Origin of the sequence: Bradyrhizobium sp. USDA 223, from assembly GCF_044909005.1 — a bacterium.
Lineage (GTDB): Bacteria > Pseudomonadota > Alphaproteobacteria > Rhizobiales > Xanthobacteraceae > Bradyrhizobium > Bradyrhizobium yuanmingense.
Genome location: NZ_JBIYDR010000001.1, coordinates 7,198,691 through 7,219,689, shown reverse-complemented (window position 1 = coordinate 7,219,689; position 20,999 = coordinate 7,198,691). Strand labels below are relative to the sequence as shown.

General features: G+C 65.5%; 21 protein-coding genes. 11 read left to right on the top strand and 10 right to left on the bottom strand.

Translation table 11 applies throughout. The features are described from left to right. Nucleotides 1-51: 51 nt before the first annotated feature. On the top strand, nt 52-714 hold the full coding sequence (locus ABIA40_RS33625; protein WP_271546117.1) for a thiol:disulfide interchange protein TlpA: 663 nt from the start codon (nt 52-54) through the stop codon (nt 712-714). Nucleotides 715-773: 59 nt separating this feature from the next. On the opposite strand, the gene ABIA40_RS33620 is transcribed toward ABIA40_RS33625, so the two are convergent. From ABIA40_RS33620 to ABIA40_RS33595, 6 genes are all read right to left on the bottom strand, one after another. Beyond that, nucleotides 774-968, bottom strand: coding sequence for a hypothetical protein (locus tag ABIA40_RS33620; RefSeq protein WP_008543352.1), 195 nt, complete (start codon nt 966-968; stop codon nt 774-776). Between the two features lie 204 nt (nt 969-1,172). After that, nucleotides 1,173-2,054, bottom strand: coding sequence for a 3-hydroxybutyryl-CoA dehydrogenase (locus ABIA40_RS33615; RefSeq protein ID WP_128265896.1), 882 nt, complete (start codon nt 2,052-2,054; stop codon nt 1,173-1,175). Nucleotides 2,055-2,250: 196 nt separating this feature from the next. Further along, nucleotides 2,251-3,195, bottom strand: coding sequence for an electron transfer flavoprotein subunit alpha/FixB family protein (locus tag ABIA40_RS33610; RefSeq protein WP_036020748.1), 945 nt, complete (start codon nt 3,193-3,195; stop codon nt 2,251-2,253). Beyond that, nucleotides 3,195-3,944, bottom strand: a complete 750-nt coding sequence (locus ABIA40_RS33605) for an electron transfer flavoprotein subunit beta/FixA family protein (RefSeq protein WP_271546125.1) — start codon at nt 3,942-3,944, stop codon at nt 3,195-3,197. The genes ABIA40_RS33610 and ABIA40_RS33605 overlap by 1 nt, the downstream gene beginning before the upstream one ends. A gap of 126 nt (nt 3,945-4,070) precedes the next feature. Next, entirely contained in the window at nt 4,071-4,643 is a 573-nt protein-coding gene (locus ABIA40_RS33600; RefSeq protein ID WP_275501249.1) for a cob(I)yrinic acid a,c-diamide adenosyltransferase, read from the bottom strand. A 2-nt stretch (nt 4,644-4,645) separates the two neighbouring features. Further along, nucleotides 4,646-4,840, bottom strand: coding sequence for a twin transmembrane helix small protein (locus tag ABIA40_RS33595; protein WP_028178512.1), 195 nt, complete (start codon nt 4,838-4,840; stop codon nt 4,646-4,648). Between the two features lie 314 nt (nt 4,841-5,154). Between ABIA40_RS33595 and ABIA40_RS33590 the strand changes: the two genes are divergently transcribed. Continuing rightward, on the top strand, nt 5,155-6,048 hold the full coding sequence (locus ABIA40_RS33590) for a YihY/virulence factor BrkB family protein (protein ID WP_271546128.1): 894 nt from the start codon (nt 5,155-5,157) through the stop codon (nt 6,046-6,048). On the opposite strand, the gene ABIA40_RS33585 is transcribed toward ABIA40_RS33590, so the two are convergent. Both ABIA40_RS33585 and gluQRS read right to left on the bottom strand, forming a co-directional pair. Next, complete coding sequence (locus ABIA40_RS33585) at nt 5,975-7,228, bottom strand: ATP-binding protein (RefSeq protein ID WP_157286819.1); 1,254 nt, start codon at nt 7,226-7,228, stop codon at nt 5,975-5,977. The genes ABIA40_RS33590 and ABIA40_RS33585 overlap by 74 nt on opposite strands. A gap of 101 nt (nt 7,229-7,329) precedes the next feature. Beyond that, on the bottom strand, nt 7,330-8,202 hold the full coding sequence (gluQRS, locus tag ABIA40_RS33580; RefSeq protein WP_404545517.1) for a tRNA glutamyl-Q(34) synthetase GluQRS: 873 nt from the start codon (nt 8,200-8,202) through the stop codon (nt 7,330-7,332). A 185-nt stretch (nt 8,203-8,387) separates the two neighbouring features. Here gluQRS and ABIA40_RS33575 point away from each other — a divergent pair, with 185 nt between their 5' ends. After that, nucleotides 8,388-9,041, top strand: coding sequence for a DNA-3-methyladenine glycosylase (locus ABIA40_RS33575; RefSeq protein ID WP_157286851.1), 654 nt, complete (start codon nt 8,388-8,390; stop codon nt 9,039-9,041). Here the strand turns inward: ABIA40_RS33575 and ABIA40_RS33570 are convergent. Further along, nucleotides 9,038-9,925, bottom strand: coding sequence for a LysR family transcriptional regulator (locus tag ABIA40_RS33570; protein ID WP_035996816.1), 888 nt, complete (start codon nt 9,923-9,925; stop codon nt 9,038-9,040). The genes ABIA40_RS33575 and ABIA40_RS33570 overlap by 4 nt on opposite strands. Before the next feature lie 179 nt (nt 9,926-10,104). On the opposite strand from ABIA40_RS33570, the gene ABIA40_RS33565 reads away from it, so the two are divergent. The 6 genes from ABIA40_RS33565 (at nt 10,105) to ABIA40_RS33540 (ending at nt 17,629) form a co-directional block, all read left to right on the top strand. Then, nucleotides 10,105-11,079 (top strand): NAD(P)H-dependent flavin oxidoreductase, encoded by a 975-nt coding sequence (locus ABIA40_RS33565; protein WP_404545515.1) that lies wholly within the window; start codon nt 10,105-10,107, stop codon nt 11,077-11,079. Between the two features lie 34 nt (nt 11,080-11,113). After that, nucleotides 11,114-12,295: an ABC transporter substrate-binding protein gene (locus ABIA40_RS33560; RefSeq protein WP_157286816.1), complete on the top strand. Its 1,182-nt coding sequence runs from the start codon at nt 11,114-11,116 to the stop codon at nt 12,293-12,295. Between the two features lie 22 nt (nt 12,296-12,317). Next, a complete protein-coding gene (locus ABIA40_RS33555) occupies nt 12,318-13,844 on the top strand; it encodes an acyl-CoA synthetase (protein WP_404546420.1) in 1,527 nt (508 codons plus the stop codon). Nucleotides 13,845-14,007: 163 nt separating this feature from the next. After that, entirely contained in the window at nt 14,008-15,768 is a 1,761-nt protein-coding gene (locus tag ABIA40_RS33550) for an NAD(P)/FAD-dependent oxidoreductase (RefSeq protein WP_404545513.1), read from the top strand. 125 nt (nt 15,769-15,893) lie between these two features. Then, nucleotides 15,894-16,871 carry a peptidyl-alpha-hydroxyglycine alpha-amidating lyase family protein gene (locus ABIA40_RS33545; RefSeq protein ID WP_271546140.1) on the top strand — a complete coding sequence of 326 codons (978 nt, stop codon included), beginning with the start codon at nt 15,894-15,896 and terminating at the stop codon, nt 16,869-16,871. A 200-nt stretch (nt 16,872-17,071) separates the two neighbouring features. After that, nucleotides 17,072-17,629 carry an HNH endonuclease gene (locus ABIA40_RS33540; protein WP_057028390.1) on the top strand — a complete coding sequence of 186 codons (558 nt, stop codon included), beginning with the start codon at nt 17,072-17,074 and terminating at the stop codon, nt 17,627-17,629. 20 nt (nt 17,630-17,649) lie between these two features. On the opposite strand, the gene ABIA40_RS33535 is transcribed toward ABIA40_RS33540, so the two are convergent. Continuing rightward, nucleotides 17,650-18,531, bottom strand: coding sequence for a DMT family transporter (locus tag ABIA40_RS33535; protein ID WP_404545511.1), 882 nt, complete (start codon nt 18,529-18,531; stop codon nt 17,650-17,652). Nucleotides 18,532-18,709: 178 nt separating this feature from the next. On the opposite strand from ABIA40_RS33535, the gene ABIA40_RS33530 reads away from it, so the two are divergent. Together ABIA40_RS33530 and ABIA40_RS33525 are read left to right on the top strand one after the other, a co-directional pair. Continuing rightward, nucleotides 18,710-18,931, top strand: a complete 222-nt coding sequence (locus tag ABIA40_RS33530) for a dodecin (protein ID WP_036020706.1) — start codon at nt 18,710-18,712, stop codon at nt 18,929-18,931. Between the two features lie 152 nt (nt 18,932-19,083). Continuing rightward, entirely contained in the window at nt 19,084-20,988 is a 1,905-nt protein-coding gene (locus ABIA40_RS33525; RefSeq protein WP_404545509.1) for a diguanylate cyclase domain-containing protein, read from the top strand. Nucleotides 20,989-20,999: the final 11 nt, after the last annotated feature.

Here is a 20,999-nt window from a genome sequence, read left to right as displayed (position 1 = left end):
CCGTATTAAGAGGCCCCTGATAGCCATATCTGCGACCGGATGACAAACGATATGCTCGAACCGAAGCCCTCCACGCGCCGCATCCCCCTCGTCATCGCCACCGTGGCGATTGGCGGGCTGGCCGGCTTCGCCGCGCTGTACGGGCTGGGCCTGAGCCGGGCGCCATCTGGCGATCCGACCTGCAAGGCGGCGGTCGCGACGGCGCAGAAGATTGCCCCGCTCGCCCATGGCGAAGTGGCGGCGCTGACCATGGCAAGCACCCCCTTGAGATTGCCCGACCTCGCCTTCGAGGATTCCGAGGGCAAGCCGAAGAAGCTGTCCGACTTCCGCGGCAAGACCCTGCTGGTGAACCTCTGGGCGACCTGGTGCGTGCCCTGTCGAAAGGAGATGCCGGCGCTGGACGAGCTCCAGGGCAAGCTGTCGGGCCCGAATTTCGAGGTGGTGGCGATCAACATCGACACCCGCGACCTGGAGAAGCCGAAAACCTTCCTGAAAGACGCCAACCTTGTCAGGCTCGGCTATTTCAGCGACCACAAAGCCAAGGTTTTTCAGGATCTTAAAGCCGTGGGACGGGCGCTGGGCATGCCCACCTCGGTGCTGGTGGACCCGCAGGGCTGCGAGATCGCGACGATCGCCGGGCCGGCGGAATGGGCGAGCGAGGACGCACTCAAGCTGATCCGGGCGGCAACAGGGAAGGCCGTCGCGTCGCTTTAGATAGTCATTTTACGCATGATCCGATCGGAAAATCGGTTCCCACTCTTCCGGATCATGCGCTAGGCCGTGACGTTGAGATTGCCGCCGACGCCAGGGCCGACATTGGCGAGCGAGGGCTGGCCGGCGCCGAGCAGCGTCAGGACGGTGGATTTCTCCATATCCGCGTTCTGCTTGGTCAGCGTCGCCGCAATATTCGACTGCAGCGCGCCTTGCTGTGCGGCCAGCATGGTGCTGACCATTGCCATCATGTCCATTACGCGAACCCTCGTACCGGCCGTAACCTAGGCGCGAGAGGTTAACCCGACATGAACTGTGATGGAGCAGTACGGGCAATCGTGTCCCGGACAAGGGCCGGCACGCAAGTGACGCACCGCAGAGCCGGGACCCAGCATTCAGCGCGCGGCTCCTGGGCCCCGGCTCTGCAGCGCTCCGCGCTGCGCCCGAGGCACGAGACCACCTTACCGCGTCGGCACCGGCTTGGCGCCGCGGTAATCGTAGAAGCCGCGCTGGGTCTTGCGGCCGAGCCAGCCGGCCTCGACGTATTTCACCAGCAGCGGGCACGGGCGGTACTTGGAGTCGGCCAGCCCCTCGTGCAGCACCTGCATGATGGAGAGGCAGGTGTCGAGACCGATGAAATCGGCGAGCTCGAGCGGACCCATGGGATGGTGGGCGCCCAGTTTCATCGCCGCGTCGATCGCCTCGACGTTGCCGACGCCTTCATACAGCGTGTAGATCGCCTCGTTGATCATCGGCAGTAGGATGCGGTTGACGATGAAGGCCGGGAAATCCTCGGAGACCGCGACTTGCTTGCCGAGCCTGCCGACGAATTCCTTGGCGGTCTCGAAGGTGGCGTCGTCGGTGGCGATGCCGCGGATCAGTTCGACCAGTTCCATCAACGGCACCGGATTCATGAAGTGAATGCCGATGAAGCGCTCCGGGCGGTCGGTGGCGGCGGCGAGGCGCGTGATCGAGATCGAGGACGTATCGGAGGCGACGATCGCCTCCGGCTTCAACACGGCGCAGAGCTCGTGGAAGATCTTGCGCTTGACCTCTTCCTTCTCGACCGCGGTCTCGATGACGAGGTCGCAATCGGCGAGATCGTCCAGCTTCTCGGCTAGCTTGATACGCGCAATCGCCTTGGCCCTGTCGTCCTCGGTGACGGCCTTCTTGGAGACCTGACGCGCCAGATTGCCGTTAATGGTGGCCATGCCCGACTTGAGGCGGTCGGCTGAAACGTCGTTGAGCACCACGTCGAAGCCAGCGAGCGCCGCGACATGCGCGATGCCATTGCCCATCTGACCCGCGCCGATCACGCCGACCTTCTTGATCACTGCCGCCATATTGTCATCCACCGGAACGGCGCGCGGGGGGCGCGCCCTGCCTTTTCCCCTCGAGCCGGGAGGTCCGATTTAATCAGAACCTTGGCTCGAAACCTAGATTGGATCGCCTCCAAGGCGCGCCCCACGCCAAAGAAAACGCCTCAGAAACGCAACACCGGCCGGAGTTTATACCTCCGGCCGGTGTTTTCGATGCCTTTTACTTGCCGAGCTTGCCGAGTTCGGCGGTCAGCTCAGGAACCGCCTGGTAGAGATCGGCGACCAGGCCGTAGTCGGCGACCTGGAAGATCGGCGCGTCCTCGTCCTTGTTGATCGCGACGATCACCTTGGAGTCCTTCATGCCGGCCAGATGCTGGATCGCGCCGGAAATGCCGACCGCGACATAGAGCTCGGGCGCCACGACCTTGCCGGTCTGGCCGACCTGCCAGTCGTTCGGCGCATAGCCAGCATCGACCGCGGCGCGCGAGGCACCGACACCGGCCCCAAGCTTGTCCGCGAGCGGCTCGATGTACTTGGCGAAGTTCTCGCGGCTCTGCATGGCGCGGCCACCGGAGACAATGATCTTGGCCGAGGTCAGCTCGGGGCGATCGCTCTTGGCGACTTCCTCACCGACGAAAGTCGACAGGCCCGGATCGGCCGCCGCCGCCACGGTCTCGACCGGGGCGCTGCCGCCCTCGCCTGCTGCGGCGAAGGTGGAGGTGCGGACCGTGATGACCTTCTTGGCGTCCTTCGACTTCACCGTCTGGATGGCGTTGCCGGCGTAGATCGGGCGCTCATAGGTATCGGGCGCGACCACCTTGGTGATCTCCGAGACCTGCATGACGTCGAGCAGAGCGGCGATGCGGGGCATCACGTTCTTGAAGCGCGAGGTCGCCGGCGCGACGATGGCGTCATAGCCGGACGCCAGCGACACCACCAGCGCAGCCAGCGGCTCGGCGAGATCGTGCGCGTAGAGGTCGCCATCGGCGAGCAGCACCTTCTTCACGCCAGCGAGCTTGGCGGCGGCATCCGCCGCGGCCTTGGCATTCTGGCCGGCAACCAGCACTTCGACATCCGCGCCGAGCGCGGCTGCCGCGGTCAGGGCCTTGTTGGTGGCGTCCTTGAGCGAGGCATTGTCGTGTTCGGCAATCAGAAGCGTCGTCATCAGAGCACCCCGGCTTCGTTCTTGAGTTTGGACACCAGCTCGGCGACGTCCTTGACCTTGACGCCGGCCTTGCGGCCCGCGGGCTCAGCCGTCTTTAGAACCTCGAGGCGCGCGGCGATGTCGACGCCGGTATCGGCGACGGTCTTCTCCGCGATCGGCTTCTTCTTCGCCTTCATGATGTTGGGCAGCGAGGCGTAGCGCGGCTCGTTGAGGCGGAGATCGGTGGTGACGATCGCCGGCCCCTTCAGCTTCACGGTCTGCAGGCCGCCATCGACTTCGCGGGTGACCTTGAAGTCCGAGCCTTCGACCTCGAGCTTGGAGGCAAAGGTTGCCTGCGACCAGCCGAGCAGCGCGGCCAGCATCTGGCCGGTCTGGTTGGAGTCGTCGTCGATCGCCTGCTTGCCGAGAATGATCAGGCCGGGCTGCTCTTCTTCCGCAACCTTCTTCAGGATCTTGGCGACAGCCAGCGGCTCGACCGTGCCCTCCGCCTTGACCAGGATGCCGCGATCGGCGCCCATGGCAAGACCGGTACGGATCGTCTCGGACGCCTGCGCAGGTCCAATCGAGACCACCACGACCTCGGTGGCCTTGCCGGCTTCCTTCAGGCGCAGCGCTTCCTCGACAGCGATTTCGTCGAAGGGGTTCATGGACATCTTGACGTTGGCGAGTTCAACGCCCGATCCATCGCCCTTGACGCGGACCTTGACGTTGTAATCGACCACCCGCTTTACCGGCACTAAGACCTTCATCGATCCTCTTTCACTCAATTTGGGAGGGGGGTTATCAACTGGCGCGGAACCTAAAGGCCTGATCTGCCCCGGTCAACGCGCGAACGGGTCTAATTTTGGCCCTCTGAAATGCGGGAGCGCGATGGGTCAGCGGTTCTGGCCGGGAACCCAGAGCACGTCGCCCGCGCCATTGCCGTTCACGACCCGGCTGGCCACGAAGAGAAAGTCGGACAGGCGATTCATATATTGGATGCCAGCCGCGCTGACCGGCTCGCCTGGCTGGGCCGCCAGTTCCACGATCACGCGTTCCGCCCTGCGGCATATCGTGCGCGCCACATGCAGATGGGCCGCGGCGGGCGTGCCGCCGGGAAGCACGAAGGAGGTCAGCGGCGCGAGCTTGTCGTTGAGCATGTCGATGTCGCGCTCGAGCCGTTCGACCTGGCTCGCCACCACCCGCAGCCGCTCGGCCTTGCCTTCCCGCTCCGGCACCGCGAGATCGGCACCAAGATCGAACAGATCGTTCTGGATGCGGCCGAGCATCGCGTCGAGCTCGTGCATCTCGGCGGTGTAGAGCCTGACCACGCCGATCGCCGCGTTGGTCTCGTCGACGGTGCCATAGGCCTCGATGCGCAGATCGTATTTCGGACGTCGCTCTCCGGTTCCGAGCGCCGTCGTGCCATCGTCACCGGTCTTCGTGTAGATGCGGTTCAGCACCACCATGATCAGCGTCCCATCGCCCAGACCGCGAGCATCGCGATGATGATCGCCACGAACTGAAGCAGCACGCGCCAGCGCATCAGCTTCTGCGAGGTGTTGGGCGAGCCGCCGCGCATCATGTTGATGAGCCCGAGCAGCAGCACCAGCGCCACGGCGCCGGCTGCGGCCGGCAGGATGAAAGTACTCAGGAGAGATGCCATTTGAAGGTAGATAACACCGTGTGTGCCGGTCCGCCATCTCCCCAGCTCGTCATTCCAGGGCGATGCGGCGGGACCGAGCGCAGCGAGGCCCGGCACATCGGGCTCGGAATCCATCGGGCCACTTGCGCCGCGGCTAGATGGATTCCGGGCTCGCGCTTGGCGCGCCCCCGGAATGACGGCGGGGCGCTTCGCGAACTGGCTTTTGGGCCAAGAATATCAGATGGTAGCGCGATGATTTTTCGATTTGCGCCCATTGCTTGTTCTCCTGGCCTCTCCCTACGTGCAGAGGGAGAGGGCAGCGGCGTAGGTGCCAAGTGAAAGCCATCCGCTACATCTACTGCGTCGCTGAGGACGCGTTCTACACGTTCCTCGCCGATGACGGCTGGGCGATCGCAAGCCACATCGCGCTGTCGACGCTGATGGCGCTGTTCCCATTCCTGATCGTGCTGACCGCGCTCGCCGGCTTCTTCGGCTCCAAGGAACTCGCCGACCAGGCGGCCAGCCTGATGCTCCAGGTCTGGCCCAAGCAAGTCGCCGATTCGATCTCGGGCGAGGTGCATGACGTGCTGACCACCACCCGTACCGGGCTTCTGACCATCGGCGCGGCGCTGTCGGTCTATTTCGCCTCGAACGGCGTCGAGGCGCTCAGGGTCGCGCTCAACCGCGCCTATGCGGTGGTGGAGATGCGAAGCTGGTACTGGCTCCGGCTGGAATCAATCGCCTATACGATCATTGCGGCCTTCACGGCGCTCGCCATGGCGTTCCTGATCGTGCTCGGCCCGCTCATCATCGAGGCCGCGCGGCGCCACATTCCCCTGTTCGTCGAATCGAACGAGAGCATCCTCACCTGGGTGCGCTACGGCATCTCCATCGGCGCGCTGGTGATCGCACTGCTCATCCTGCACGCCTGGCTGCCGGCGGGACGGCGCAGCTTCCTGCAGATACTGCCCGGCATCGTCTTCACCATCGTGGCGTCACTGATCTCCAGCATCGTGTTCGGCCAATACCTGGCCCGCTTTGCCAACAACTACGTGACCATGTATGCGGGGCTCGCCTCGGTGATCATCGCGCTGGTGTTTCTGTACTTCATCGCCGCGATCTTCGTTTACGGCGGCGAGCTGAACGCCGCGATCATCAAGTCGAGGCTTCCTCACGGCGTGTCGCTTCAAGCAGCGCAGTCGCTAAAGCCCTCGGAGACACAGGCTTAACCAGGAAGGCGTCGGCCCCGGCTTCGCGCGAGGCGGCCTCGTCCTCGCCGCGGCCGGACACGCCGATGATCGGGATCCGAGCCAGCGGCGTTGGCAGCATGCGAATCCGCCTGATGGCCTCGATGCCGTCAATGCCCGGCAGCACCATGTCCATCAGCACCGCGTCGAATGCGCCCTGCTCCAGCCGGTTCACGGCGTCCTCGCCGCGCCCGATGAATTCGGCATGATGGCCGAGCTCGGTCAGGATGGTGTTGAGCACGACGCGGCCGAACGGGTTGTCCTCGACACTGAGCACGCGGAGCGCAGCCACCGCCTCGGGCTCGCTGCCGTCCTTCGCCTTGCGGACCTTGCCCGGTCCCGCCGCGTCCAGCGACACCGTCAATGTGAAGGTGGCGCCGCCACCGCGGCGCGGAGCGACGGTGATATCGCCGCCCATCGCCCGCGCCAATTGCTTGACCGAGGAGAGCCCCAAGCCGGCGCCGCCGAAGCGTGCGGCAATGGTGACATTGGCCTGGGTGAACGGGCGGAATAGCCGCTTGATCTCGGTCATGGTCAGGCCGATGCCGCTGTCGGACACGGCGAAAGCGACGCCGACCCTGCCCTTTGCTTTACCTTTGGCCGGACGCCACGGCTCGACCGCGAGGGCCACACCGCCCTGGTCGGTGAATTTCACGGCGTTGTCAATCAGGTTCTCGAGCGCGGCGCGCAGGCGGACGGAATCACCGACCACGAGCCCTGGGATCTTGTCGGCGATCTCGACCTTGGCCTGGAGACCTTTGGCCGCGGCACGGCCGGCCAGGGAATCGCCGGCGGTACGGGCGAGCGCCTTGAGATCGAACAGGTCCTGCCGCGGCGTGCTGCCGCCCTTTCCCGTTCTGGCAGCATCCACGAACAGCGTGGCGAGGCTCGCCAGATGCTCGGCGCCGGCCTTGATAGTGTCGGCCCAGCGCCGCTCCCGCTCGCCGAGATCGGAGGTCGCGAGCAGGTCGCTGATCGCGAGAATGCCGGTCAGGGGGGTGCGGACCTCATGGGCAAACGCGGCCAGCGCCGCCTGGACGACATCAGGCGCAACCGCCTTGGTGCTGCGCTTGCGCAGCTGGCCTGCCGCCCTGGGCCGCTTCCGAAGCGGCCGCCGCCTGGACGTCCGGGTGGTGCGCACTGGACGCGTCTTCGCCGCCATGAATCCCCTTCGAAGTACCCTCTTCGAACCCCGCGCTGGCCAAGCATGGCACGGAGGAACGCCCGGAGTCACGGCGACGTTTCGCTAACCCCCAGAGAAACTTAACCTAATCCCACCAGCCCGCGGATCGCGGCAGGCGTGAGGCCGGCCGCGCGCAATTCGCGCAGACCGGTCGAGCGGCCCGATTTCGACAGCTTCCGACCCGCCTCATCGCGAATCAACCGGTGATGGCGATAGGCCGGCTCGGGCAGGCCGAGCAGGACCTGGAGCAGGCGGTGCACCGCGGTGGCGTGAAACAGGTCCTGCCCCCGCACGATCTCGCTGGCGCCCTGGAGCGCGTCGTCGACGACCACCGAGAGATGGTAGCTGGTCGGCGTTTCCTTGCGGGCCAGGATGACATCGCCCCAGGCCTCCGGTCGCGTCGGGACGACGCCGCGTTCGCCATCCGGCCCCTCGCCGAGCTCGTTCCAGCTCAGGCCGGCGACGCGGCGGCAGGCGGCCGCCATGTCGAGCCGCAGCGCATAGGGCACGCCCGAGGCGATCAGCTGCGCGCGCTTGTCAGCCGAAAGTGATTTGGCCTCGCCCGGATAAAGCGGCGCGCCGTCGGGATCGCGCGGCCACGGGCCAGCGGCCTCGCGCGCCGCCACCAGCCTTGCGATCTCGGCGCGGCTTTCGAAGGCGGGATAGACAAGACCGAGCACAGAGAGCTTTTCCAGCGCAGCGCGATAATCGGCGAGATGTTCGGATTGACGCCGAACCGGCGTCTCCCAGGCAATCCCGAGCCAGGCGAGATCCTCGTAGATCGCCGTCTCGAACTCCGGCCGGCACCGCGTCGCGTCGATGTCCTCGATTCGCAGCAGCAATCGGCCGCCGGTCTCCCGCGCGCGATCGAAGTTGAGCAGCGCGGAATAGGCGTGGCCGAGATGCAGGAAGCCGTTCGGGCTCGGGGCGAATCGGAAAACGGGTGGTGCCATCACATGAATCTCGTCATGGCCGGGCTTGTCCCGGCCATCCACGTTCTTCGGTACCACAGACCGATGGTGTCAACGTCACGAACAAACACCACGACCACCGCTCATGCTACACAGTGCCTCGCGGTGAGAAAGACGTGGATGGCCGGGACAAGCCCGGCCATGACGCTGGAGAGAACCCGCCCACCATGACCATCCACCTCGAAACCCAGTCCGATCTCGAAGAGGCCGTCCACGCGCTGATCAAGCGCGATCCGCGGCTCAAGCCCGTGCTCGAGATCGCGGGCATGCCGGCGTTGCGGCGGCGCGAGCCCGGGTTTACGGGGCTCGCGCACATCGTTTGCGGACAGCAGCTCTCCACCGCGAGCGCCGCGGCGATCTGGGGACGGCTGTCGGCCGCATTCGATCCGCTCGACCATGACGCCGTGCGCCGCGCCCGCGCCGACCGGCTGGGGCGGCTCGGCCTCTCCGCCGCCAAGATCAAGACGCTCAAGCATCTCGCCCGCGAGATCGCCGCGCAGCGGCTGAATCTCGACGTGCTCGCCGAGGAGGATGCCGACGCCGCGCATCACACCCTGATCGCGCTGCCCGGCATCGGCCCCTGGACGGCCGACCTCTACCTGTTGTTCTGCCTCGGCCACGGCGATGCCTGGCCGGCCGGCGACCTCGCCGTGCAGGAAGGCATCCGTATCGGCCTCGGCCTCAAGGCGCGGCCGACGGAGAAGCAGATGGCGCCGATCGCCGAGCCCTGGCGTCCGCTGCGCGGTGCGGCGGCGCATCTGTGGTGGAGCTATTACCGCGCGGTGAAGAAGCGCGAGGGCGTGCTCGCGGGAGCGGGCTAACCCCGTAGCCGCGCGCGGTCGGTCCGGGCGCATTCGGCGACGAATTCGATCACGGCGCGCACCGCCGGCAGCTCGACGAGGTCGGGGTGGGCCAGCAGCCAGAGATCCGCCACGCTGGCGAGCTTCTGCGGAGCGACGCGCACGAGATCGGAGTAGGCTTCGGCGACGAAGCACGACAGCGCGGAGATTCCGATGCCGGCGCGGACCGCCGCCAGCATGTCCCCCTGGGACGAGCAGCGCATCGCCACCCTTGCCTGCCGCGTGACGACGTCGCTCCAGCGCGCAAGCTGCGCATTGGACGTCTGGTCGGCGAAGCCGATGACGCTGTGCTCCTTCCAATCGCCGCGCCGTTCCGGCAAGGACCGCCCGGCGGCATAATCGCGCGAGGCATAGAAGCCGGTGCCGAGACGGCCGATCTTGCGGCCGACCAGGTTCTCCTCCCCGGTATCGAAGGGCCGCAGCACCACGTCCGCCTCACGCCGGCGCACGCTCGCCGGAAAGGGATGGGTGATGATCTCGAGCTGGATATGATCGTGCGCGCGCAGGAAGGCTGGCAAGCGCGGCATCAGCCAGTGCGAGGCCAGCGTCGCGCCGATCGACAGCTTGACGATGCCGCGCGCCTTGTGTCCACCCGCCGCCACTGCGGTCTCGGCCCGCAGCGCTGCGGCCGCCATGGCCTCGGCGTGCTCGCGCAAGGTCCGTCCATCCGCGGTCAGCGCCAGGCCGTCGGCGGCGCGCGCCACCAATCTGGTGCCGAGCTGGGCTTCCAGCGCCGCGATCTTGCGGCTGACAGTGGGATGGCTGGTGTGCAGGCGGCGGGCGGCGGCGGTGAAGCTGCCGGTATCGGCGACCGCGACGAAGGTCTTGCAAAGGTCCCAATCCATCGGCAGCCCTGTTCATACCTGAATGATCGTCCGTTCATTATTGAACGGCCGGGCCGCGTCGTCCAACCTTATAATGGGATCAAATCCGCGGCCCGGGCGGCCCATCCGCCCGCGCGACAATCAATACGGAAACGCCTCGTCATCCGCCCGCGGGCGGGGCTGCGTTTCGGGAGGACATGATGGCACTACCCAATCTCTTGAAGGATTCGCTCGAGCTGCCCGTGGTCGGCTCGCCGCTGTTCATCGTCTCCGGCCCGGAACTGGTGATCGCTCAGTGCAAGGCGGGCGTCGTCGGCTCCTTTCCCGCGCTCAATGCCCGCCCGGTCGAGAAGCTCGGCGAATGGCTGAGCCGGATCGAGGACGAGCTCGGCGAGTACAAATCGCGCAATCCCGGCAAGAAGGTCGCGCCCTACGCCGTCAACCAGATCTGCCATGCCTCGAACGACCGGCTGATGAAGGACATGGAGACCTGCGTCAAGCACAAGGCGCCGATCATCATCACCTCGCTGCGGCCGCCGGCGGAGATCGTCGAGGCCGCGCATTCCTATGGCGGGCTGGTGTTCCACGACGTCATCAACGTCAAGCACGCGCGCAAGGCCGCCGAGCAGGGCGTCGACGGCCTGATCCTGGTCTGCGCCGGTGCGGGCGGGCACGCCGGCACGCTGTCGCCCTTTGCGCTGGTGCGCGAGGTCAAGCAATGGTTTGACGGCGCCGTCCTGCTGTCGGGCGCGATCAGCGACGGCTATGGCATCGCCTCGGCGCTGACGCTGGGCGCCGACCTCGCCTATATGGGCACGCGCTTCATCGCGACGCAGGAAGCCAACGCCGATGAGGCCTATAAATCTGCGCTGACGCAGCACGCCGCGCACGACATCGTCTACACCAACCTGTTCACCGGCGTGCACGGGAATTACCTGGGGCCGTCGATCGCTGCCGCCGGCCTCGACCCGGACAACCTCCCCGCCGCCGACAAATCGAAGATGAATTTCGGCTCCGGCGGCAACATGAAGTCCAAGGCGTGGCGCGACATCTGGGGATCGGGCCAGGGCATCGGCCAGATTACTGATGCCCCGCCCGTTGCGGAGTTCGTCGACCGCATGAAGCGTGAATTCGATCAGGCGAGGCAGGATTTCCTAATGCGCGTCTGCGCCTGACGTCTCCAACTGACAAGACAAACGGGAGGATATCATGAAGCTGGCAGCCGCACTGATCGGTCTGTCCCTGCTGGCACTCGCCACGGACAGCGCTCACGCCGAAGGCACGGAGATACGGATCGGACAGACCCTGCCCTATAGCGGCCCGGCCTCCGGCTTCGGTGCGATCGGCCGGACGCAGGAGGCGTTCTTCGAGAAGATCAATGCCGAAGGCGGCATCAACGGCCGCAAGGTCAAGTTCATCACGCTGGACGATGCCTACTCGCCGCCGAAGACGGTTGAGCAGACCCGCAAGCTGGTGGAGCAGGACGAAGTGCTGATGCTGTTCGGCTCGCTCGGCACCGCCACCAATAGCGCCGTGCATCGCTACCTCAACGGCAAGAAGGTGCCGCAGCTGTTCGTGCTTTCCGGCGCGACCAAATGGGCCGATCCGCAGAAATATCCATGGACCATGCCCGGCATGGCCGCCTATGAATCCGAAGGCGTGGTCTATGCCAAGCACGTGCTGCGCACCAAGCCGGGCGCCAAGATCGCCATCCTGTCCCAGAACGACGATTTCGGCCGCGACTATGTCGCCGGCTTCAAGCGCGCGCTCGGGGACAAGGCCGCCGGCATGATCGTTGCGGAGGCGACCTACGAGACCAGCGCGCCGACGATCAGCTCGCAGCTCTCGACCCTGAAGGCATCTGGCGCCGACGTGCTGTTCGGCGTCGTGCTCGGCAAGTTCACCTCGCAGATGATCAAGGGCGTCGCCGAGCTCGGCTGGAAGCCCGAGCTGTTCTTCGTGCCGACCTCGGCCTCGTCGATCTCGTTCCTGGAGCCTGCCGGGCTCGAGAACGCCGTCGGCCTGATCTCGTCGAGCAACCAGAAGGACACGATGGACCCGCAATGGGCCAGCGATCCCGGCGTGAAGGAGTATTTCGCCTTCATGAAGCAGTACATGCCGAATGCGGACCTCTCCAACTCCAACTATGCGGCCGGCTACCATTACGCGACGCTGCTGATGACGGTGCTGAAGGCATGCAAGGACGATTTCAGCCGCGACAACATCATGCGCCAGTCCGCCTCGCTGAAAGAGGTGAAGCTGCCGCTGCTGCTGCCCGGCATATCCGTCAGCACCGCAGCCGACGACTATCTGCCGTTCCAGCAGCTGCAGCTGCGGCGCTTCAACGGCAAGAGCTGGGTCGGCTTCGGCGACGTGCTGGACGATCGCTGACTCCAACGGAATGGGAATGACCATGATCATCGGCGGCGAACGCCGGATCGGCCATGACGAGATCCAGGCGCGCATCAGGCGCGCGGCGAGCGGGCTGCGCGCCCTCGGCCTTGCCGAAGGCGCACCGGTCGCCATGATGCTGCGCAACGACTTCGCCTTGTTCGAGGTGGTCGCGGCCTCGGCCGCACTGGGCAGCCCCGTGGTGCCGATCAACTGGCACCTGAAGGCCGAGGAGGTCCGCTACATCCTGACCGACAGCGGCGCGAAGATCCTGATCTGCCACGCCGACCTGCTGCCGCAAATCCGCGGCGGCACTCCGGAGGATGTCCGCCTGCTCGTGGTCGCGACGCCGCCCGAGCTGGCGGCGACCTTCGCCATTCCCCAGGAGCTGACCGAGATCCCGGCTGGCCTCACCGACTGGGACCGCTGGCGCGACGGCCACACCGAAATGCAGGAGCCGCCGCGCCGGGCCGCGGCGATGATCTACACCTCTGGCACGACAGGCATGCCGAAGGGCGTGCGGCGTATGCCGATGCAGCCGGAACAGGCCGCCGCCTCCGAGCGGGTCGGCGCGATCGCCTACGGCATCAAACCGCGCGAGGACCAGGTCGTGCTGATCAACGGTCCCATGTACCACTCGGCGCCGCATTCCTACGGCATGATGGCGTTCCGCAACGGCTGCACCATCGTGCTTCAGCCGCGCTTCGACGCCGAGGAGCTGCTGGCGCTGATCGAGCGCCACCGTGTGACGCATATCCACATGGTGCCGACTATGTTCGTCCGTCTGCTGCGCCTGCCCGAAGCGGTCAGGCAGCGTTACGACCTGTCGTCGCTGCGCTTCGTCGTGCACGGCGCGGCGCCCTGCCCGCCCGAGGTGAAGCGGGCCATGATCGAGTGGTGGGGACCGGTCATCAACGAATATTTCGGCTCGACCGAGACCGGCATCCCGGTCTGGCACTCGGCCGAAGAGGCGCTGAAGAAGCCCGGCACGGTCGGCCGCGCCATCGAAGGCGGCATCGTCAAGATCTTTCGCGACGACGGCAGCCTCTGCGATGCTGGTGAGGTCGGCGAGATCTACATGCGCCAGACCGCGGTGCCCGATTTCGACTATCACGGCAAGGCGCAGGCGCGCGCCGAGGCCGGGCGCGACGGTCTCGTCAGCGTCGGCGACGTCGGCTATCTCGATGAGGACGGCTATCTGTTCCTGTGCGACCGCAAGCGCGACATGGTGATCTCGGGCGGCGTCAACATCTATCCCGCCGAGATCGAGAACGTGTTGATCGCGATGCCCGGCGTGCGCGATTGCGCCGTGTTCGGCATCCCGGACGCGGAATATGGCGAGCGGCTGTGCGCCTGCATCGAGCCCGACAGGGCCGAGCAACTCTCGGCCGCCGCGGTGCAGGCTTATCTGCGCGAACGCCTGGCCAACTTCAAGGTGCCGAAGGAGGTCAAGTTCCTGGATGCGCTGCCCCGCGAGGCAACCGGAAAGATCTTCAAGCGCAAGCTGCGCGATCCCTATTGGGCAGACCGGGGGCCGGGCGGCGCTTAAGCCGTTCTCCGGCGGCGTCCGCACGCGTGGAATTCCGGGCCATATTCCGTCCGGGCAGGGCCGCATGCCGGCCTCGCTCGGGTCCGCGGCTTTTGGCGGGCGGCGAAACCGTATAGCGTTCGATCTCTGAGGAAACGCCGCGAAGACGGCCATGAGGTCGCGCATGCTGGACCGGACGCAGGATATTTCCATTGCCGCACAGGCCTGGCTCGACGACTTCGAGCGCACCTTAAGCAGACCTGATCCCGCGACGCTGGGCCCGCTCTTCCTCGCCGACGGCTTCTGGCGCGACGTGCTGGCGCTGAGCTGGAACCTGCAGACAATCGCCGGGCGCGAGACGATTGCGCAAGCGCTGGCCGCGCTGGCGCCCAAGGCAACGCCGACCAATTTCAAGATCGCACCGAACCGGGCGCCGCCGCGCTGGGTGACGCGGGCCGGCACCAACAACATCGAAGCGATCTTCAATTTTGAGACCGCGCTCGGCCGCGGCAGCGGCATCGTCCGGCTCATTCCCGACGGCCCTGACGACAGCCTGAAAGCCTGGACGCTGCTCACCGCGCTCGACGAATTGAAAGGCTTCGAGGAACAACTCGGCACCTCGCGGCCGCGCGGCCAGGCCTATTCGCGCGACTTCCGCGGGCCGAACTGGCTCGACCAGCGCAACGCCTCGCGCGACTATGTCGATCGTGACCCGGCCGTGCTGGTGGTCGGCGGCGGCCAGGCCGGGCTCGCCATTGCTGCGCGGCTAAAGCAGCTGAAGGTCGACACCCTGATCGTCGATCGCGAGATGCGGATCGGCGACAATTGGCGCAAGCGTTATCACGCGCTGACCCTGCACAACCAGGTGCAGGTGAATCACCTGCCCTATATGCCGTTTCCGCCGAACTGGCCGGTCTATATCCCCAAGGACAAGCTCGCCAACTGGTTCGAGGCCTATGTCGATGCGATGGAGCTGAACTTCTGGACCGGCACCGACTTCGAGGGCGGCGCCTATGACGAGGCTAAAGGCCACTGGACCGTCACGCTGCGGCGCGCCGACGGCAGCAAGCGCACCATGCATCCGCGCCATGTGATCATAGCGACCGGCGTCAGCGGCATCGCCAACATTCCCGACATTCCGACCCTCGACAATTTCAAGGGCACGCTGGTGCATTCCAGCCGTTACGAGGACGGGGAGAACTGGACCGGCAAGCGCGCGATCGTCATCGGCACCGGCAACAGCGGTCACGACATCGCGCAGGATCTTCATTCCAGCGGCGCCGAGGTGACGCTGGTGCAGCGTTCGCCGACGCTGGTCACCAATATCGAGCCGTCGGCGCAGCTGGCCTATGCGACCTACAACGAGGGCACGCTCGAGGACAACGACCTGATTGCGGCCTCGATGCCGACGCCGCTCGCGAAGAAGACGCATGCGATGCTGACCGAGCAATCCAAGGAGCTCGACAAGGAGCTGCTCGACGGCCTCTCGCGCGTCGGCTTCAGGCTCGATTTCGGCGAGGCCGGCACCGGCTGGCAGTTCAAATACCTCACCCGTGGCGGCGGCTATTATTTCAACGTCGGCTGCTCCAACCTGATCGTCGAGGGCAAGATCAAGCTCAGGCAGATTTCCGACATCGAAAGCTTCAACGCCGAGGGCGCGCGGATGAAGGACGGCTCAATCATCGCCGCCGACCTGATCGTGCTCTCGACCGGCTACAAGCCGCAGGAGTATCTGGTGCGCAAGCTGTTCGGCGACGGCATCGCCGACCGCGTCGGCCCGATCTGGGGTTTTGGCGACGGCTTCGAGCTGCGCAACATGTATGCGCGCACCAAGCAGCCCGGCCTCTGGTTCATTGCGGGGAGCCTGGCGCAATGCCGGATCAACTCGAAATATCTGGCGCTGCAGATCAAGGCGATCGAGGAAGGGATTTTGGCACGAATATAGCTACAGCCGTCATTCCGGGGCGCGCGTCAGCGCGAACCCGGAATCCATGGAAACTCCGGAACCCGCGGCCCGATGGATTCCGGGCTCACGCTCCCCGTGCCCCGGAATGACAAGAGGAGATATCAATGCCAGCCATTCTCGGCACCGGCGAGCACCGCTACCGCGTCGTCGACAACTTCGCGAGATTGCCGGACGGCTGGCAACTCACCGACGTCGCCTCGGTCGCGGTCGACAGCAAGGACCGCGTCTACGTCTTCAACCGCGGCGCCCACCCGATGGTGGTGCTGGACCGCGAGGGCAATTTCCTGCGCAGTTTTGGCGAGGGCCTATTCTCGCGCGCGCACGGCCTGCATATCGACGCCGACGACAATCTCTATTGCACCGACGACGGCGACCATACCGTGCGCAAATGCACCACCGACGGCAAGGTGCTGCTGACGATCGGCATTCCCGCAAAGCCGGCGCCGTTCATGAGCGGCGAGCCGTTCCACCGCTGCACCCATACCGCGCTGTCGCCGAAGGGCGAGATCTACGTCTCCGACGGCTATGGCAATGCGCGCGTGCACAAATTCACGCCCGACGGCAAGCTGATCAAGAGCTGGGGCGAGCCGGGCACCGATCCCGGCCAGTTCAATATCGTGCACAATATCGCCACCGATGCCGACGGCTGGGTCTATGTCGCCGATCGCGAGAACCACCGCGTCCAGGTGTTCGACGGCGAGGGCAAATACGAGACGCAGTGGAACAATCTGCACCGGCCCTGCGCGCTGTGCTGCTGCGGCGGGGCCAAGAGCCCGACCTTCGTCATCGGCGAGCTCGGCCCCGGCCTTGCCATCAACCGCAATGTGCCCAATCTCGGCCCGCGGCTGTCGATCGTCGATGCACAAGGCAAACGCATCGCACGGCTTGGCGGCGAGGAGGGCCCGGGCGTTGCCAGCGGCAAATTCCTCGCGCCGCATGGGCTCGCACTGGACTCGAGGGGTGACATCTATGTCGGCGAGGTCGGCGTCACCAATTGGACGACCAGCTTTCCGGACGAGGAGATGCCGGCCGCGGTGCGCGCGACGCGCTGCCTGCAGAAGCTGGAGCGGGTACGGGAGTAGCTGCCATGGCAACGGCAGCCCATGCTGGGGCGGTTCCGCGCGCCCCCTGGATCGCGGCTTTTTGAGCACGTTTGCCACCCCGCCGCCGCATTGCTTGCGCTTGAATAAGTCGCTCAACGGGCTTCACAATCCCGTCACGCTGCATGTAGTATGTCACTACATGCTGCTTCGCAGCGTATATTGGAGGCCGGGAGCGTTACTTGAACGCACATGTCTCGCAAGGCAGTTGGCCGGTGTTGGTGCTGAATGCGGACTTCCGGCCGCTGAGTTACTACCCACTGTCGTTGTGGTCGTGGCAAGACGCGATCAAGGCGGTGTTCCTCGACCGCGTCAACATCGTCGCACATTACGATCAGGCGGTTCGAAGTCCCACGCTGGAAATGCAGCTGCCCAGCGTCGTTTCACTCAAATCCTTCGTCAAGCCGACCACCCACCCAGCATTCACCCGCTTCAACGTCTTCCTGCGCGATCGTTTCGCCTGCCAATATTGCGGCTCGCCCGAAGACCTCACCTTCGATCACATCATCCCGCGCAGCAAAGGCGGCCAGACCACCTGGGAGAACGTGGTCGCGGCGTGCTCGCCGTGTAATTTGCGGAAGGGCAACCTCACCCCGGCGCAGTCCAAAATGTTTCCGCGCCAGACGGCGTTCGCACCGACCGTGCACCAACTCCACCGCAACGGCCGGCTGTTTCCGCCGAACTATCTGCACGACAGCTGGCTGGACTATCTGTACTGGGATACGGAGCTGGATCCGTAGGGGCGAACCAGCGCGCTCTGCTACCCCCGCTGCAACGCCAGCGTCACGCCGCCGAGCGTGAGCGCCATCGCCGTCCATTCGCGATAGCCGAGCGGCTCGCCGAGAATGATCGCCGCGGAGACGACGCCGATCACGGGCACGATCAGCATGCCGGTCGAAGCCGTGGTCGGCGGCAGACGGCGCAGCGTCTCGAACCAGGTGACGTAGCAGAGGCCCATCGGCACCAGCGTCATGTAGACGAAGCAGCCGAGCCCCAGCGGAGTGATGGCGGTGACGTCGGGGCGCTCGAACAGCACGCCGAGGACCAGCATCGTGGCGCAGCCGAGCCCGACCTGCCAGGCGACGACGACCAGCGGCGGCATCGGAAGCGGCTTGCGGTTCAGCACGTTACCGAGCGCGAACAGGATGGCGCAGAGCAGTGCGAGCGCAATGCCGACCAGCTTGTCGGTGCTGAACGCAAGACCGTTGCCGCTCAGGAGCAGCGTGACGCCGGCGATGCCGAGGACAAGCCCGAGAACATCCCGTCGCGCCGGCCGCGTGTGCAGCACCGGCCAGGCGAACAGCATCGCCCAGATCGGCATTGTGTAGGCGAGCAGCGCGCCCTCGCTCACGCTCACATATTTCATCGCGACCGTGCCGAGACCCATCCAGGCCAAGACGTTGGTGAAGGTCGCAAACAAGAGGCGCGGCACCGCCTCGCGCGGGACGGCGAAGGATTCCTTCCGGATCAGCACCAGGGTGCCGAGAATGAGCGAGGCCCAAACACCCGCAAGGCCGCGCGCGAACAAAGGCGGCCATTGCTGCAGCAGCAGCTTCATCAGCGGCCAGTTCAACGCCCAGCCGAACGCCGTTACGCACAGGCAGAGAGAGCCGATCGTCCTGTCGCGTCGCGCCGTGTCCATACCCAGCGCTTAGCAGGCCGGCGCCGGCCGCTCCACCTCGCCTGGTGCATGCGGGCCATCGCGGAGCACGGAACCCGAAGCTTCCACGACCGTTCAGACCGTGGGCCAGGCACGCTCGCCTGCGCACGTTCCGCCATACGCATGTTTCGGATGGCAATATACCAAATGAGGGAAGGCCATGCCCACAGCCGAGCACGATCACGTCTACAAGATCCTGGACCTCGTCGGATCATCCGAGACCTCGATCGAGGATGCGATCAAGAACGCTATCAGCCGCGCCTCCAAGACCGTTCGCGAAATAAGATGGTTCGAGGTCGTGCAAACGCGCGGCCATGTCGAGAACGGCGCCGTGCGTCATTTTCAGGTGACGCTGCGCGTCGGCTTCACGTTGGAAGGATGAGGCCCTGGAGCGTGGTTAACGTCCGCTGACGCGAATGAACCAAGATATCGACGGTTCCCCGGTCGAGTACGGACCCCGCACAATCATCGCGGATATTGCAACAGGCCGTTAAGGCGAAAGTGAGAGGTTTGCTCCGATTTGGAGCACGCCTGATGGTCACGAGCCGCGAACTCGGCAAGACGCGTCTTCCGCTCTGGGCGGCCGGATTCGTCGTGCTGATTTGCGTTGCCATCCTTGGCCTGAGCGCCTGGCGCGAATGGGAGGCGCGCAACGCCGATCTGAGGAACGCCGAGATCGACGTCGCCAACGTTGCTCATTCGCTGATTCAGCATGCGGACGACACGTTCGAGCTTGCCGATACGATACTTGTCGGGCTGGTCCACCGGCTCGAAATCGACGGGACGGGTGCGGACACGATTACGAAACTCCAGGCCTATCTGCCGACCCGCAAATCATCGGAGCGCATCCGCGGCATCTTCATCTATGATGCGACCGGCCGCTGGCTGGCCACGACGGAGCGGCTCGACTTCTCCAAGCTCAACAACAGCGACCGCGAATATTTCCAACGCCATCGCGATTCTCCGGAGAGGGGCACGCTGATCGGGCGGCCCGTCAAGAGCCGCTCCGGCGGCCAGTGGATCATCACGGCTTCCCGCCGGATCAACGATTCCGACGGCGGCTTCGCCGGCGTTGCCCTGCTCACGATCGACGTCAGCTATTTCGTCAAGTTCTACGAGCGGTTCGATATCGGACCGAACGGTTCGGCATCTCTGCTAAACGACAACGGCATCATGCTGGCGCGCAGCGGCGACGAGACCGGTGCCTTCGTCGGACGCGACCTGTCCGATGCGCCCTTGTTCAGGAGTTGGAAGAGCCGCCCCGCCGCGGCGGTCTATTATTTCAAATCGCCGCTCGATGGCGTGGAGCGGCTGAGCTATTACCAGCGCAGCAGCCGCTATCCGCTGATGGTGCTGGCGAGCAAGTCGCAGGATGACGTGCTCGCCCCCTGGCGGCGCGCGGCGGCAGCACGCATGAGCTTCGTCCTCGGACTCGTCCTCTTGATCGCGGTGATCGGCTACTATCTCGTCCGTCAGCTGATGCAGCGGCAGCGCACGGCACAGGCCCTGGTCGCCAAGGAAGCCAATTTCCGCCTGCTGGCCGAGCAATCCAGCGACATGGTGACCCGCATCGGGCTGGATAACCGGTTGCTCTACGTCTCTCCCTCCTGCGCGCGCATCACCGGCTGGTCGGCCGAAGAACTGATGGGCACCTCGGCCCTGGCCGGCATTCACGCCGACGACATGGAACGAGTTGAGCAGGCCATCGCCGCGCTGAAGAATGGCGAGGCGGAGGAAGCGCGGTTCGTCTATCGGCAGCGTCATCGCGACAAAGGCGAGATCTGGGCCGAGGCCGCGCTGCACGTGACCGTGGCGTCCGACAGCGGCGTGATCGACGGCGTCGTCGCGGTCGTGCGCGACATGACCGAGCAGAAGGATCTTCAGGACAGGCTCGCCTCGCTGGCAACCACTGACGGTCTCACCGGCCTCGCCAACCGTCGCGCCTTCGACGACCACCTTGCCGACGAATGGGCGCGGGCTCGGCGCGACGGAACTCAGCTCTCGCTACTACTGATCGATGTCGATCATTTCAAGAAATTCAACGACCTCTATGGGCATCTGGCGGGCGACGCCTGCCTGCGCGCGCTGGCCCGGATTTTATCCGCCCAGGCCAGGCGTCCGGCCGACCTCGCGGCGCGCTATGGCGGCGAGGAATTCGCCGTGCTGCTGCCGAACACCGGTCCTGAAGGCTGCGCCGAGGTCGGCGAAGCGATTCGCCAGGCGCTGCTCGATCTCGCCATGCTGCACGCGCAAAATCCGCCTTCGCGGCTGGTGACTGCGAGCATCGGCGGCGCCGCGGCTCTTCCGTCCCAGACCGCGATGGAGTCTAGCACGCTGGTTGCCGCCGCCGACCGGGCGCTCTACGTCGCCAAGGAGAGCGGCCGAGACCGGCTGGTGATGTCGGGCCAGGTGATAGCATGGCCCGCGAAAAGCGCGTGAGCTGATCGGCC